Source organism: Kutzneria chonburiensis, from assembly GCF_028622115.1.
GTDB classification, from domain to species: domain Bacteria; phylum Actinomycetota; class Actinomycetes; order Mycobacteriales; family Pseudonocardiaceae; genus Kutzneria; species Kutzneria chonburiensis.
The window spans coordinates 9,097,237-9,110,231 of sequence record NZ_CP097263.1 but is presented as its reverse complement, the minus strand read 5'-3'; the positions used below and the strand labels follow the sequence as shown (position 1 = coordinate 9,110,231).

15 protein-coding genes and 1 pseudogene are annotated in these 12,995 nt (G+C 70.1%); 11 read left to right on the top strand and 5 right to left on the bottom strand.

The genetic code is table 11. The features are described 5' to 3' along the window. Window positions 1-12 precede the first annotated feature (12 nt). Window positions 13-942 (bottom strand): NAD-dependent epimerase/dehydratase family protein, encoded by a 930-nt coding sequence (locus tag M3Q35_RS42405; protein WP_273938227.1) that lies wholly within the window; start codon window positions 940-942, stop codon window positions 13-15. Between the two features lie 92 nt (window positions 943-1,034). Between M3Q35_RS42405 and M3Q35_RS42400 the strand changes: the two genes are divergently transcribed. From M3Q35_RS42400 to M3Q35_RS42390, 3 genes are all read left to right on the top strand, one after another. Beyond that, window positions 1,035-1,523: a CGNR zinc finger domain-containing protein gene (locus M3Q35_RS42400; RefSeq protein WP_273938226.1), complete on the top strand. Its 489-nt coding sequence runs from the start codon at window positions 1,035-1,037 to the stop codon at window positions 1,521-1,523. Window positions 1,524-1,526: 3 nt separating this feature from the next. After that, window positions 1,527-2,312, top strand: a complete 786-nt coding sequence (locus M3Q35_RS42395; RefSeq protein ID WP_273938225.1) for an alpha/beta hydrolase family protein — start codon at window positions 1,527-1,529, stop codon at window positions 2,310-2,312. Between the two features lie 157 nt (window positions 2,313-2,469). After that, window positions 2,470-2,886: an SsgA family sporulation/cell division regulator gene (locus M3Q35_RS42390; RefSeq protein WP_273938224.1), complete on the top strand. Its 417-nt coding sequence runs from the start codon at window positions 2,470-2,472 to the stop codon at window positions 2,884-2,886. Here the strand turns inward: M3Q35_RS42390 and M3Q35_RS42385 are convergent, their stop codons facing one another. Beyond that, window positions 2,887-3,321, bottom strand: coding sequence for a VOC family protein (locus M3Q35_RS42385; RefSeq protein ID WP_273938223.1), 435 nt, complete (start codon window positions 3,319-3,321; stop codon window positions 2,887-2,889). An 81-nt stretch (window positions 3,322-3,402) separates the two neighbouring features. Next, on the bottom strand, window positions 3,403-3,960 hold the full coding sequence (locus M3Q35_RS42380; RefSeq protein WP_273938222.1) for a CGNR zinc finger domain-containing protein: 558 nt from the start codon (window positions 3,958-3,960) through the stop codon (window positions 3,403-3,405). Window positions 3,961-4,077: 117 nt separating this feature from the next. Between M3Q35_RS42380 and M3Q35_RS42375 the strand changes: the two genes are divergently transcribed. The 6 genes and pseudogenes from M3Q35_RS42375 (at window position 4,078) to M3Q35_RS42350 (ending at window position 8,396) form a co-directional block, all read left to right on the top strand. Next, entirely contained in the window at window positions 4,078-4,488 is a 411-nt protein-coding gene (locus M3Q35_RS42375) for a hypothetical protein (RefSeq protein WP_273938221.1), read from the top strand. Between the two features lie 4 nt (window positions 4,489-4,492). After that, a complete protein-coding gene (locus M3Q35_RS42370) occupies window positions 4,493-5,485 on the top strand; it encodes a GlxA family transcriptional regulator (RefSeq protein WP_273938220.1) in 993 nt (330 codons plus the stop codon). Then, complete coding sequence (locus M3Q35_RS42365; protein ID WP_273938219.1) at window positions 5,478-5,645, top strand: hypothetical protein; 168 nt, start codon at window positions 5,478-5,480, stop codon at window positions 5,643-5,645. Before M3Q35_RS42370 ends, M3Q35_RS42365 begins: the two co-directional genes overlap by 8 nt. Window positions 5,646-5,729: 84 nt before the next feature. Further along, window positions 5,730-6,254 carry a D-alanyl-D-alanine carboxypeptidase family protein gene (locus M3Q35_RS42360; protein ID WP_273938218.1) on the top strand — a complete coding sequence of 175 codons (525 nt, stop codon included), beginning with the start codon at window positions 5,730-5,732 and terminating at the stop codon, window positions 6,252-6,254. Between the two features lie 29 nt (window positions 6,255-6,283). Beyond that, a pseudogene (locus M3Q35_RS42355) lies at window positions 6,284-6,972 on the top strand (response regulator). Window positions 6,973-7,184: 212 nt separating this feature from the next. Continuing rightward, complete coding sequence (locus M3Q35_RS42350; protein ID WP_273944686.1) at window positions 7,185-8,396, top strand: sensor histidine kinase; 1,212 nt, start codon at window positions 7,185-7,187, stop codon at window positions 8,394-8,396. Here M3Q35_RS42350 and M3Q35_RS42345 read toward each other — a convergent pair. Continuing rightward, a complete protein-coding gene (locus M3Q35_RS42345; protein WP_273938217.1) occupies window positions 8,381-9,190 on the bottom strand; it encodes an SDR family oxidoreductase in 810 nt (269 codons plus the stop codon). The genes M3Q35_RS42350 and M3Q35_RS42345 overlap by 16 nt on opposite strands. 71 nt (window positions 9,191-9,261) lie before the next feature. Between M3Q35_RS42345 and M3Q35_RS42340 the strand changes: the two genes are divergently transcribed. Continuing rightward, on the top strand, window positions 9,262-9,708 hold the full coding sequence (locus M3Q35_RS42340; protein ID WP_273938216.1) for a MarR family winged helix-turn-helix transcriptional regulator: 447 nt from the start codon (window positions 9,262-9,264) through the stop codon (window positions 9,706-9,708). A 149-nt stretch (window positions 9,709-9,857) separates the two neighbouring features. Beyond that, window positions 9,858-11,321, top strand: a complete 1,464-nt coding sequence (locus M3Q35_RS42335; protein WP_273938215.1) for a cellulose binding domain-containing protein — start codon at window positions 9,858-9,860, stop codon at window positions 11,319-11,321. Here M3Q35_RS42335 and M3Q35_RS42330 read toward each other — a convergent pair. Further along, complete coding sequence (locus M3Q35_RS42330; RefSeq protein ID WP_273938214.1) at window positions 11,318-12,754, bottom strand: MFS transporter; 1,437 nt, start codon at window positions 12,752-12,754, stop codon at window positions 11,318-11,320. The two genes, M3Q35_RS42335 and M3Q35_RS42330, sit on opposite strands and share 4 nt — an antisense overlap. Window positions 12,755-12,995 lie beyond the last annotated feature (241 nt).

Here is a 12,995-nt window from a genome sequence, read left to right as displayed (position 1 = left end):
CCTGGTGCGCAGCTAGAAGTGCGGGGAGAGCTTGAGGATGTGACGGCGGGCCAAAGGACGGACCAGGGGCAGCACGAGGCGGGCGGCCAGTGGCGGACGGGAGTACTCGACGACGTAGGACATGATGTCCTCGAAGGAGTGCCGCTGGAACTGGAGGACCCGCTGGCTCTCGGCGGTGTCGAGCCAGTCGGTGCAATAGGGGTCGGTGCTGAAAGCGGACTCGGGGAGGGCACCGAGGCCGAAGGCGTCGAGGGCGCGGCCGAGCATGTCGCGGTAGCGGACCTGGCAGCCGGCGCCGCCGCCGATGAGCCAGGTGCGGCCCCAGATGTCGGCGGTGACGCCGTTGGCGACGGCGAGGCCGGCGTCGTCGCGGTGCACGAGCTCGATGCGGTTGTCGAGGGGAATGGCGAACATGATGGGGTGCGGGCGGCGGGTCTCGTTGGGCGGGACGTCGCCGAAGCGGTAGATGGCCCACGGTTGTGACGACCGGCGGACCAGCTCCTCGCAACGGATCTTGTGACCGGAGTACTCGTCGGTCGGCGCGGTGGGCTCGTCGACGCGACGTGGCGGGGCAAGGTGCTGGGTGTGGCCGTAGACGTCCAAAGTGGACGCGAAGATGATGCGGGAGCGGTGGCGGGCAACGGCTTCGAGCACGTTCTCGGTGCCGCCGACGTTCACCGCACGGGCGAGCTCCGGGTTCTCGGCCACCTGGGGCGGGATCAAGCCGGCCAGGTGCACGACGACGTCCTGGTCACGGACGGCCCGCTGCACGGCGTCGGCATCGCGGATGTCGGCCCACACGACATCGGAGCAGCCCTGGGCGCGACGGAGATTGGCCCTGGTCGGCACGTCCAACAGCCGCACCTCATGACCCTGCGCGCGAAGCTGCGCGGCGGCGCTCGAACCGATGTTGCCGAAAGCCCCTGTGACCAGCACCTGCATGGCAGCCGATTGTGCTCGTGACCGGCGACCACCGACAGGGGCCAAATGGTTAGCATCCGGTCGTTCCATTAGCGGTGTGCTAGGTTCACCGAGTGCCGGAACCACTGCCGGTTGAGCTGATGAACACGATCCGCCCCGACGCCGACGTCCTCGACGGCGACTGGCCGACGGCGGCTGGCCTGGACGGGCCGGTCGACCTTGAGCAGCTGCGCACCCTGCGCCGCGCGCTGCGCCGGCTGGCGGCCGACGCCACCGACGATCCTCGCCAACCGCTGGATCCGATGTCGCGCGTGGCGGCGCTGGCCACCGTCAATGTGCTGGCCGAGCAGGCCGTTACCCGACTGTCCTGGCCGGCCGACGGCCCGCCGGAACGCACGCTGCACGGACCCGTGGCCGGGGTGATCGCGACCTTGGGGGTCGAATTGCTTGCCGGCCCGGAGCGCGGCCGGCTGCGCGCCTGTCTCGCGCCGAACTGCGTGCTGTACTTCGTCAAGGAACACACGCGCCGCGAGTGGTGCTCGCCCAACTGCGGAAACCGGGCGCGGGTGGCCCGCCACTACCAGCGCCACCGTCAGGACTGACCGATGCACAGTGCGAAGACCGAGTTCACCGGGTCGCAGGGGACGCCGCTCGCGGCCCGGCTGGAGCTGCCGGACGACACGCCCTGTGCCTACGCGCTGTTCGCGCACTGCTTCACGTGCAGCAAGGACGTGCTGGCGGCGTCCCGGATCTGCAAGGCGCTCACCGCGTACGACATCGCGGTGCTGCGCTTCGACTTCACCGGTCTCGGCGGCTCCGGTGGCGACTTCGGCAACACCGACTTCTCGTCCAACATCGAGGATCTCGTGCTGGCCGCCGATCACCTGCGGACCACGTACGCGGCCCCGACGCTGCTGATCGGGCATTCGCTCGGCGGGGCGGCGGTGTTGGCCGCGCGGCACCGGATTCCCGAGGCGCGGGCGGTGGCGACGATCGGCGCGCCGGCCGACCCCGAGCACGTGCTGCACCTGCTGGGCGACCGGCGCGACGACATCGAGCGCGACGGCGAGGCCGATGTGGTGCTGGGCGGGCGGAAGTTCCGCGTGCGGGCCAGTTTCCTGGCCGATGTGGCGGCCCAGCCGCAGGCCAGGTGCATCGCCGAGCTGGACGCCGCGCTGCTGGTGATGCACTCGCCGGTGGACGAGCTGGTCGGTGTCGACCACGCCCGGCGGATCTTCGACACCGCGCGGCACCCCAAGTCGTTCATCGCCATCGACGGCGCCGACCACCTGCTGACCCGGCAGGCCGACGCCACCTTCGCCGCCTCGGTGCTGGCCGCCTGGGCGCCCCGCTACGCGTTCAGCCCGGCGGACAGTCGTCCGACCGGCTGACCTCGGCCCATCACCCACCGCCGTCACGCCGTCACCCAGGGTCGACAAGCGAGACCCAGCTCTCACTCCGACGCGTGATTTGAAGCGCACTCGCGTTCCGTCCGCCCGCCTGGGACGTCTCACCACCAGAGGCCCACGAGCGGAAGGAACCACGGCCATGAACAACGCAGCACCCGTCACCGTCGAGGTCGGCATCACCGTGGGTCTGCGGGGCATGCTCGGCGGCCCCGTCCCGGTGCCCACCGAACTGCGCTACGACCCCACCGACCCGTACGCGGTGACCGCGACCTTCCACCACGGCCAGGGCGACATCGACTGGATCTTCGCCCGTGACCTGCTGGCCGACGGCCTGCTCGCGCCGACCGGCGACGGCGACCTGCACGTCAACCCGGTGGTCGACTCGGACACCGTGCTGCTGGTGCTGACCACGCCGGACGGGGCGGCCGTCATGGAGACCTCGGCCGAGGAGCTGGCGGCCTTCCTCGACCTGAGCTACGAGCAGGTCCCGCCCGGCACCGAGTGGGACCACGTCGACTTCGACGCCGAACTGGCCAGGCTGGCCACCGGCAACTGATCAGTCGAGGCAGAACTCGTTGCCCTCGATGTCCAGCATGTTGATGCACGACTCGTTGAGGTCGTCGGACACCAGCACCTGCGTGCAGGTCGCGCCGATGGCGACGAGCCGGTCGCGCTCGGCCTCGAGTGCGGCGAGGCGCTCGGCCCCGGTCAGCCCCGGGGCGGCGCGGACGTCGATGTGCACCCGGTTCTTGGCGGTCTTGCCCTCGGGCACGTGCTGGAAGTAGAGCCGCGGACCGACCTTGTCCGGGTCGTTGCAGGCGAACGCCGACCCCTGATGCTCGGCCGGCAGCGATTTGTCGAAATCGGCCCAGCTGTCGAAGCCCGCGGGCGGCGGCGGCACGACGTACCCCAGCACCTCGCACCAGAAGCGAGCCACACGCTCGGGGTCTGCGCAGTCGAAAGTGATCTGAACCTGTCGTACGGACGCCATGGGGTGCACCCTACTGGCCGCCGACCGCCGACGCGCCGACTTCGGCATTGCCGCACACGGTGACCCGCGCGGCCGTTCCGGTCAGGTCGCCGGGGCCAGATTCCCGCGTTGCCGGGCGCGATAGGTCGCGCCTTTCACCTTGTTTCCACACGTCGTCATCGAGCACCATTCCCGGCGGAAACCGCGGGAGCGGTCGATGAAGACCTGGTTGCACTCGGGCCGCTGGCACTCCTTGAGCAGCTCGACGTCCGGACCGCCGAGCAGGTCGACGGCCGCCCGGGCGACGGTGGCAAGCGCTTGCGCGGGGGTGGCGTCGATGTGCCGGCCGGCCGGCGTCAGCTGCGGGGCGACCGGGGCCGAGCGGGCGAACTCGTTGAGCAGGTCGACGTCGGCCGGGCGCCGGGGTTCGCCGAACAGACGGGTCGCGACCAGGGCGTAAATGGCCTCACGCAGGGCGATCGCGTCGATCAGGTCGTTCGGACCGGCCGGCGGACCGGCGTCGAAGGTCTTGGACTCCCGGTACCAGGCGTCGAGGGCGGCGGGCCGGTCGAGCATCTCCAGCGGGTCGTCGTTGCGGCGGCCGCGGAGGGTGCCGACGAAGTCGAGCGCCGGGTGGTCGCACGGGAAGCGGTGAACCATGCGCACCAGTTTGACAGGTGCGCGGACGCCGTGCAATGCTGCGCACCGTTCTAACCGGTGCGTAATAGTCGCAGGCGAATCCAGCACCGGTCCGACCGGTGCCGACTGGAGACGTCAGTGTTCACACGGGAGCAGTACCTCGACTTCTTCGCCAACGCGCTCAACGGAATGGCCGACATCGTCGCCGAGCTGGGCGACGACCGGGCCAACCACCGCATGTCGCTGCCCGGCGCGAACACGCCGTACGCGGTGCTCAACCACAGCCTCGGCGCGATCGGCTACTGGGTCGGCGAGGTCGTCTCCGGCCGCCCGGCCCACCGCGACCGGGACGCCGAGTTCACCGCATCCGGGCCGGTCGCGCCGCTGCTCGACCGGGTCCACGAGACCGTGGCCCAGCTGGCCAAGGATGTCGCCGCGGCCCGCGAGGACACCGACACGGCCGGCGCGCTGCTGCACGTCTACACCGACGTCGTCCAGCACCACGGCCAGCTCCAGATCATGCGCGACGCCCTCGTCGCCGCGGCCTGAGCCGATGCACCCCGTCAAGTCACCGCCGCTGTCCCGTGGCCGCGACCGGCACGTGATCGCGGTGCCGGTGCTGCCGGACTCGGTGCCGCTGGAGGTGGCCGTGGTGCAGCAGGTGTTTGGCCGCCGCCCGTTCCCCGGCGCCGGCGACCTGACCGGGCGCTACCAGGTGGTGCTGTGCGGCGAGCGCCGCCGGCAGCCGTTACCCGGCGGCGTCGACCTGGGCGACCTGGCCCCGATGGACGCTCTGCTCACCGCCGACACGGTGCTGGTGCCCAGCGTCGAGAACCCGTTCGCGCCACGCAGCCGAGTGCTGTTGTCCTTGCTGCGGGCCGCTTTCCACGGCGGCGCACGGATGGTCGGGCTGTGCGGCGGCACGTTCCTGCTCGGTCGTGCCGGTGTGCTCGACGGCCGCCGGGCGACCACCCACTGGCTCTACTCCGCGGCCTTCCGCCAGGAGTTTCCCTTCACCCAGCTGGAAATCGACCGCGTCTTCGTGGACGACGGCAACATCCACACGTGCGGCGGCGCACTGTCCACAGCGGACATCGCGCTGCACCTGCTGTCGCTGGACATCGGCGACGCCTACGCGGAAGCGATCGGCCGGCTGCTGATCGCGCCGCACCGCGACCCGTCCACCCGGGACCCGAGCGGCCGGCTGATGCCGGATTTTCTCAGCTGGCTGCGGGAACACGTGCACCAGCCGCTCACGTTGAACCAGCTGGCGGCACGGGCCCACGTGAGCGAACGGAGTCTGGTGCGCAAGTTCCGCCAGGCCACCGGCACGAGCATCTTCGACTGGGTCGCCCGGGAACGGGTGGCCCGGGCCAAGACCCTGCTCGAGACCACCGACCACGCGGTGGCCGACATCGCGGTGATGGTGGGCTTCGGCTCGCCGGAGTCCCTTCGCCGCAACTTCACCAGGCACGTCGGCATCTCGGCCCGGGGCTACCGGGCCAAGTTCCGGCCGGCGGGGAAACAGGGAGGCAGTCATGGCTGAGCTCACCGACACCGAAGCCGCCGCCGTCCGCCGCGAGCGCTTCGGCACGCTGCCGGCGCGCGTGCCGGCCGACCACACGGTGGAGATCGTGCCGCCGGAGCGGTTCGAGTTCACCGGCGTCGACCCGGACACCGAGTGGATGATCCGCTACAGCGCCTGACCGGGCAGCGGCCGCCGAGGACTGTCACACAGCCGTGACACTCCTAAGTCGGAGCCAGCACACGTGCTGGCCACGATTGTCCGTATGACCCGAACGATCCTGCTCGAAGTCGCGACCAAGGCACTGGCTCGCGTGTTCCTGCCGGTGGTGGCGCTGCGGCACCGGGGCGCGGGCCGTCATCACGCCGCCCAGTGGGCGCTGGGCCTGCGGTTCCCGCGCGAGTCGCTGGCCGGCCTGCACCCGGCGACGCGGTGTGCCTTCGAGACGGCGCGCACCGAGGCGTTCTGGCGGGACGGCCAGCTGATCGGGCTGACCTCGGGTCATCGGGACGCGGCCGAGCAGTACCGGCTGTACAAGGAGGCGGTGCGCGGAACCGGCTCGCACCACGAGGCCCGCAAGTGGGTGCTGCCGCCGCACGAGTCCAGCCACGTGCAGGGCCTGGCGCTGGACGTCCGCCCGTGCGAGGGCGCGGCCTGGCTGGAGCGCAACGGGGGCAGGCACAACCTGTACCGCCGCTACGACAACGAGCCCTGGCACTTCGAGCTGTGCGCCACGCCGCCGGCCCGCCAGCCGCATCCCGGCGCAGCGCCGGTACGCCGTTCGTGCTAACCACTGTGTATCCGAACGAAGGAGGCACGGTGGCCCAGCTGTTGCTCGTCGAGGACGACACCGTGCTGGCCGAGGCCCTGGCCCGGGCGCTGACCGCGCTGGGCCACGAGGTGACCGTGGCGGACACCGGCGAGCTGGCGCTGGAGCAGCTGTTCGAGCAGCGCACGCCGACCGACCTGGTGCTGCTGGACGTGATGCTGCCGGGTATCGACGGCTTCGAGGTGTGTCGCAAGATCCGGGCCAGGTCGACGGTTCCCGTGGTGCTGCTGACCGCCCGTGGCGACCCGGTGGACATGGTGGTGGGTCTGGAGGGCGGGGCCGACGACTACGTGGTCAAGCCGGCCGAGCCGCGGGTGCTCGACGCCCGTGTGAAGACCATCCTGCGCCGCACGTCGACCAGCGCGGCGCCACAGCACGCCGTGCACACGTTCGGCGACCTGACCATCGACGCCGAGGCCATGATCGTCACGAAGGACGGCGACGAGCTGCACCTGACCTCCACGGAGATGCGGCTGCTGCTGGAGTTCGCCGACCACGCCGGGCAGGTGCTGTCCCGGCAGACGCTGCTCAAGCGGGTCTGGGACTACGGTTTCGCCGGCGACTCGCGGCTGGTCGACGCGGCCGTGGCCCGGCTGCGGGCCAAGATCGAGCCGGACCCGGGCAACCCGACGCTGCTGCGCACCGCGAGGGGCTCGGCTACCGCCTGGTCAAGCCGTGAGGCGCTGGCATCCCGGCCTGCGCACGTCGATCGTGCTGTCGGTCGTCGCCATCACGGTCGCCGCCACCGGCACCATGGCCTACCTGTCGTACCAGTTGCAGTTCAACGAGATCCGGGACCGCTTCGAGAAGGCCGCGTCGGCCGACTTCCAGTCGGACGCCCAGCAGATCCACCAGTGGCTGGTGCACGCCGCCGCCCCGGAGGGATCCAAAGTGGACGGTGCTGCCGACTATCTGCACGGCCGGCTGGCGCTGGAATGGTCCATCGTCAACCTCAACCCGGCCACCGGCCCACAGTCCACACTGGACGGTGACGGCTACCACTCGATTGCCGGCACCCCCGCGGTGATCCCCAAGGAGCAGGTCGAGAGGGCGCAGGCGAAGCTCGATCCGATCAATTACGAGGGCACCTACCAGGGCAGTCTGCAACTGGTCTTCGTCGGGCAGACCGAGCCGAACATGCTGCTGGTCGAGTACTACAGCACCGCGCAGGTCGACCACGAGCTGGCCAAGATCCGGCTGGAGCTCAGCGCCGCCGCCGTGCTGGTCATCGTGGTCGGCAGCGGCCTCGGGCTGCTGGCCGCGCGGCGCATCCAGCGCCGGGTCCGGGTCGCCGCCGGGGCCGCCCGCCGGCTCGGCACCGGCGACCTCGAGACCCGGCTGCCGGTGCAGGGCCGGGACGAGTTCGCCGACCTGGCCGGCGAGTTCAACGCCATGGCCCGGCGGCTCGGCGAGTCCATCGAGGAGCTGCGCCGCAAGGACGAGCAGCAGCGCCAGTTCGTCGCCGACGTCGCGCACGACCTGCGCACGCCGATGGCCGTGCTGATCGCCGCCAGTGACGGTCTCGACGGGCCCGACCGCGATCGTTCGGCCGAGCTCATCGCCACCCAGTCCCGCCGGCTCAGTGCGCTTGTCGACGACCTGCTGGAGATGTCCCGGTTCGACGCCGGCGCCGCCGAGTTCCGGCCCGAACCCGTTGACCTGCAAGCACTCTGCGTGGACGTGGTGGAGATGGTGGCCGCCGACATCCCGGTCCGCCTCGACGGCGACGGCGTCGTGGTCGGCGATCCCCGCCGGCTGCACACCATCGTCCGCAACCTGGTCAGCAACGCCTTGCACCACGGCGCCGCGCCGATCACCGTCACCATCGACGGCCGCTCCCCGTCCGAGGCCCGCGTCATCGTCCGCGACCACGGCCCCGGCCTGCCACCCGAGTTGGCCGCCAAGGTGTTCGACCGCTTCGTCCGCGGCGACCGCTCCCGTCGCAGCGAGGGCAGCGGCCTCGGCCTGGCCATCGCCTACGAGAACGCCGTCCTGCACGGCGGCCGTATCGACGTGGCCGGTCCCGGCGGCGCGGAGTTCACGCTCGTGGTGCCGCGGACGCCCGGCGAGGTCAGCCACTACAGCGGTCAGCTGGTCCCCTGAAACGCCGCCCGGTGATCGGTGGCCCAGCGACGGAAGTCCTGGGCCGGTGCACCGGTCACCGCCGCGACGGTGTCGGTGAGCAGCGGCGGGCTGCCGACGTAGCCGGCGTCGGTGTCCAGCAGCTCGGCCATCACCTCGGCCGGGATGAACGACGGCCGCTGGTCGACCGCCTGCTGCCGGCTCAGCTCGACCACCGAGATCGGCCGGTCCAGCACCTCGGCCAGGATGGCCACCTGCTGCCGGTAGCTCAACGCCTCGGGCCCGGTCAGCGTCAGCGCATCGCCGACGTGCTTGCCGGACTCGAGCACCGTCTGGGCGACGGCCGCGATGTCGTCCTCGTGGATCGGCGCGTACCGGGCGTCCGGGTAGGCGAACTCCACTGTGGACGTCGAACGGATGGATTCCGCCCAGCGCAGGGTGTTCCCGGCGAACGCCCCGGGACGCAGCACGGTGGTCGGCAGGCCGGAGTTCAGCAGCGCGTCCTCGACCGCCTTGTGCCGTTCGGCGATCGAACCGCGGCCGGTGACCACGGCGGCCGACGACACCTGGACGACGTGCCGAATCCCCTGCGCTGCCTGGAGAAACGCCTCGACGCCGTCAGGCTGGGTGTAGAGCAGCACCTGGTCGATGCCGTCGAGCGCCTCGGCCAGGCCCTCGCCGGTACGGAGATCGAGCCGCACCTCCCCCGGCTCCGGACGGCTGCTTGCCACCCGGAACGGCGTTCCGGCGCTGGTCAGGCGGGTGATGAAGGCCTGCGCGATGCGGCCGCGCGCGCCCGTGACGAGGACGGTCATGTGCTGCTCCCCTACGATGAGCCGTCGAGACATATTGGCTTTGCAAGCAAAGCTAGTTTGGAGTCAAAGGTATGTCAACGGTGGAGGCCGGCCTGCGGGAACTGGTGCTGCTCATGCCGCGACTGGTGTCACGGGCCAAGAAGCTGCCGCTGCCGGCCGAGCTGCGCGACTTCGCGCTGGCACCACGACACATCGCGCTGCTGGCCTCGCTCCAGTGCGACGGACCGCTGACGGTCAACGAACTGGCCGCCCGGCTGGAGGTCGCGCCGACGACGGCCAGCCTGATGGTCGGCGACCTGAGCCGACAGGGCGTGCTGGACCGCGCCGAGGATCCGGCCGACCGTCGCCGCACCATCGTCAGCATCGCCGAGAAGCACCGGGAAGCCGTGCACGCCTGGCTGTCCGGCAGCGCGAACGCGTGGCGAAAGGCGTTGGCCCCACTCACGTCCGACGAACGGGAACTGTTCGTCGCCACACTGCGGGCCTACGAGCAGGCGATCCGCGAAGAGACGTCCTGACCTGCGGTTTTGTCGGCAGGAAATGTGTACAGGAAAGGCTTTGCGCTTTCCTTATTCACGTACATGGAGTTACCCGTTCCGCCCATTGCCGCCACGTCAACCCGACTTGATACTGCGAGCACCCCGCCCTGCATTTCGGAGGTACTCGCGTGTTCCGAACAAGACTGCTGGCGCCGCTGGCGTCGGTCGGCATAGTGACCGGACTGCTGGTGGTGGCCAACCCGGCCGACGCCACGGCGCCACAGGCTCCCCTGTTGACGGCGCAATTCAGCCAGACCTCGACCTGGAACAACGGCTACAACGGCAGCTACACGATCGCCAACGGCGGCACGGCGGCCAGCAGCACCTGGGTGGTCGAGTTCGACCTGCCGAGCGGCACCACGGTGACGAAGGCGTGGAACGCCACGCTGACCCACACCGGCCAGCACTACAAGCTGGCCAACGTCAGCTACAACGGCGTGATCAAGCCGGGCGCGAGCACCAGCGCCGGGTTCGGCGTGAGCGGACTGGCCACACCGACCGGCTGCCGGCTCAACGGCGCGGACTGCGCCGGCGGCCCGACCACGACGACCACCACCACCACCACCACCACGACAACGACCACCACGACGACCACCACGACCACGACGCCGCCGAGCGGACCGACGGTGAACGTGAGCACGGCGGCCGAGCTGATCGCCGCCCTCGGCAGCGCCGAACCGGGCCAGGTGATCAAGCTGGCGTCCGGGACGTATCACGGGTCCTTCATCACGCAACGACCCGGCACGGCGGCGAATCCGATCACCCTGACCGGTCCGGCCGACGCCGTGCTGATCAACGACGGCCCGGCCGGCGACCCGCCGGACTGCGCCCGGCCGACCGCCGGCTACGACTCCGGCTACGGCCTCTGGCTGTTCGACGCGCCCTACTGGAACCTCGGCGGCTTCTCCGTCACCGACTCCAAGAAGGGCATTGTCGTCGACAATTCGCCGCACACGGTCATCGACGGCGTGACGGTGAAGCGCATCGACGAGGAGGCCATCCACTTCCGGCGCTCCTCGGCCGATTCCGTGGTGCGCAACTCCACCGTCACCGACACCGGCCTGGTGCAGCCGGGCTACGGCGAGGGTGTCTACATCGGATCCGCGGTGTCGAACTGGCCCTGCTACGGCAACACCGACGGGGCCGACCGCGGCGACCGGGTGCAGGTGGTGGGCAATCATCTGGGTCCGAACATCGCCGCCGAGCTGATCGACGTCAAGGAGGGCACGACCGGCGGTCTCATCAGCGGCAACACTTTCGACGGCCAGGGCATCTCCGGTGAGAACTCGGCCGACTCGTGGGTGGACGTGAAGGGCACCGGCTACACCATCGACGGGAACACGGGCACGTTCGCCGGCCCCGGCGTGTTCGCCGACGGCTACCAGACGCACAACGTGAGCACCACGCCGTCGTTCCCGAGCGGCTGCGGAAACGTGTGGCGGAACAACGTTTCCGATCTGGGCGGGGTCGGGCAGTACGCCATCAACGTGACATCGGTGTCGAAGTGCGCCGGCACCCCGAACGTGGTCTACGCCTCGAACACCGTCACCAATGCGGTGAAGGGCCTGACCACCATCGCAGTGACGCCCTAATCGCCGGCGGCCGGCCGGGCCGAGGCCCGGCCGGCCGTGGTGCGCCGCAGTTCGTACACGGCGATGACTATTGCCACGAGCATGAATCCGATGGCGCACCACAACGTCGTGGACACAGCGGCCGGAAAACCGCGCTGTGTGGCCGAGTAGAAGACGGTGGCGAGCACCGCGGTGCCGATCGCGGTGCCGATCCGCTGACCGGTCTGCAACGCACCACCAGCCACCCCGGCGATCCGGTTCGGCACGCATTCCAGCGTCAACGTGGTGTTGGGCGAGATGACCGCGCCACCGCCGATTCCGGCCACCAGCAATGGCAGCGCGATCGCGCCGCCAATCACGCCTTGCGGCACCAGTAGCACGACCACCGCGACCGCGGCCAGACCAATCGTGATGAGACCGAGCCCGGCCACCGTCACCTTGCGACCCAGCCGGGAAACCAGCCGGCCGGCCACCGCCGCCATGATCGAGGAACCGACGGCGAACGGTGTCACGGTGAGTCCCGACTGCAACGGTGTGTAGTGCAAACCCTTCTGGAGGAACAGCGACATCACCAGGAAAATGCCGGCGAACCCGCAGAAGTAGACCGATCCGAGCAGCAAACCGGACGAGTAGCCGGAAACCTCGGTGAACAGGCGCAGGTCGAGCAGCGGCTTGCCGCCACGGGCCGAGACCCGCCGCTCCCACCGCACGAACAGCACCCCGAAAACCGGCGTGAGCACGGCCAATAGCCACCACCAGCCGGCCGAACCACTCTCGGTCCGCACGATCGGCAGCAACAGGGTGAGCACGGTGACACCGAGCAGGAACGCGCCGATGTGGTCGATCTCGTGTCGCAATGCGACTCGGCCGCGATCGGCCTTCGGCAGCCAGCGCAAGGCCAACACGAAGGCCAGCACACCGACCGGGACGTTGACGTAGAACACCCAGCGCCAGCCGGTCTCGTCGCCGAACGCGGCCAGGATCAGGCCGCCGAGCACCGGTCCGGTCGCGGTGGAAATGCCGATCGTCGCGCCGAGCAGGCCGAACGCCTTGCCACGTTCGGCGCCGCGGAACAGATCCTGGATCAGGCCCGAGTTCTGCGGTGTGAGCAAGCCGGCGGCCAGTCCCTGCATGAGTCGGGCGCCGATCAGGAACGCCTCGTTCGGCGCCGCCCCGGCCAACGCGCTGGTCAGCACAAATGCCGTCAATGCGACGAGGAACATGACGCGGCGGCCGAGCACGTCACCCAACCGGCCGCCGGCGACCAGCGACAACCCGAACGTCAGCGCATATCCGGACACGATCCACTGCACGGATCCGGCCGTTGCGCCGAGACCGTTCTGCACCGACGGCAGCGCCACGTTCACGATGCTCACGTCGAGCAGGCTCATGAAGCCGGCGGCGAGACTGACCGCCAGCGCTTTCCACCGGTGCGGATCGGGTTCGCTCACCACCGCATCCTCCCCGGTCAAGGCGGGCTCGCATCGCGCCGCAATCCCGGGGCGTGGACCGAATCCGGACCTAACGCCACCTGATCCGGTGAAGAAACGGCAACGACAACTGTCATCGCTGGTCTGTTCGGCGTACCAGGGCGGACCGACCTCTTGACAACTCCTGCCCGATCGGCCGGTCGGCCGTGACCGACCCCACCCGGTTAGCCGCTCAATTTGGTTTCGAGTCGGTGAGTCATTTTGT

Coding starts and splice junctions, on each gene's coding strand:
- M3Q35_RS42370 (WP_273938220.1), top strand. CDS start 4,493: ATGCACCCCGTCAAGTCACCGCCGCTGTCCCGTGGCCGCGACCGGCAC.
- M3Q35_RS42340 (WP_273938216.1), top strand. CDS start 9,262: ATGTCAACGGTGGAGGCCGGCCTGCGGGAACTGGTGCTGCTCATGCCG.
- M3Q35_RS42405 (WP_273938227.1), bottom strand. CDS start 942: ATGCAGGTGCTGGTCACAGGGGCTTTCGGCAACATCGGTTCGAGCGCC.
- M3Q35_RS42390 (WP_273938224.1), top strand. CDS start 2,470: ATGAACAACGCAGCACCCGTCACCGTCGAGGTCGGCATCACCGTGGGT.
- M3Q35_RS42380 (WP_273938222.1), bottom strand. CDS start 3,960: ATGGTTCACCGCTTCCCGTGCGACCACCCGGCGCTCGACTTCGTCGGC.
- M3Q35_RS42360 (WP_273938218.1), top strand. CDS start 5,730: ATGACCCGAACGATCCTGCTCGAAGTCGCGACCAAGGCACTGGCTCGC.
- M3Q35_RS42365 (WP_273938219.1), top strand. CDS start 5,478: ATGGCTGAGCTCACCGACACCGAAGCCGCCGCCGTCCGCCGCGAGCGC.
- M3Q35_RS42385 (WP_273938223.1), bottom strand. CDS start 3,321: ATGGCGTCCGTACGACAGGTTCAGATCACTTTCGACTGCGCAGACCCC.
- M3Q35_RS42395 (WP_273938225.1), top strand. CDS start 1,527: ATGCACAGTGCGAAGACCGAGTTCACCGGGTCGCAGGGGACGCCGCTC.
- M3Q35_RS42345 (WP_273938217.1), bottom strand. CDS start 9,190: ATGACCGTCCTCGTCACGGGCGCGCGCGGCCGCATCGCGCAGGCCTTC.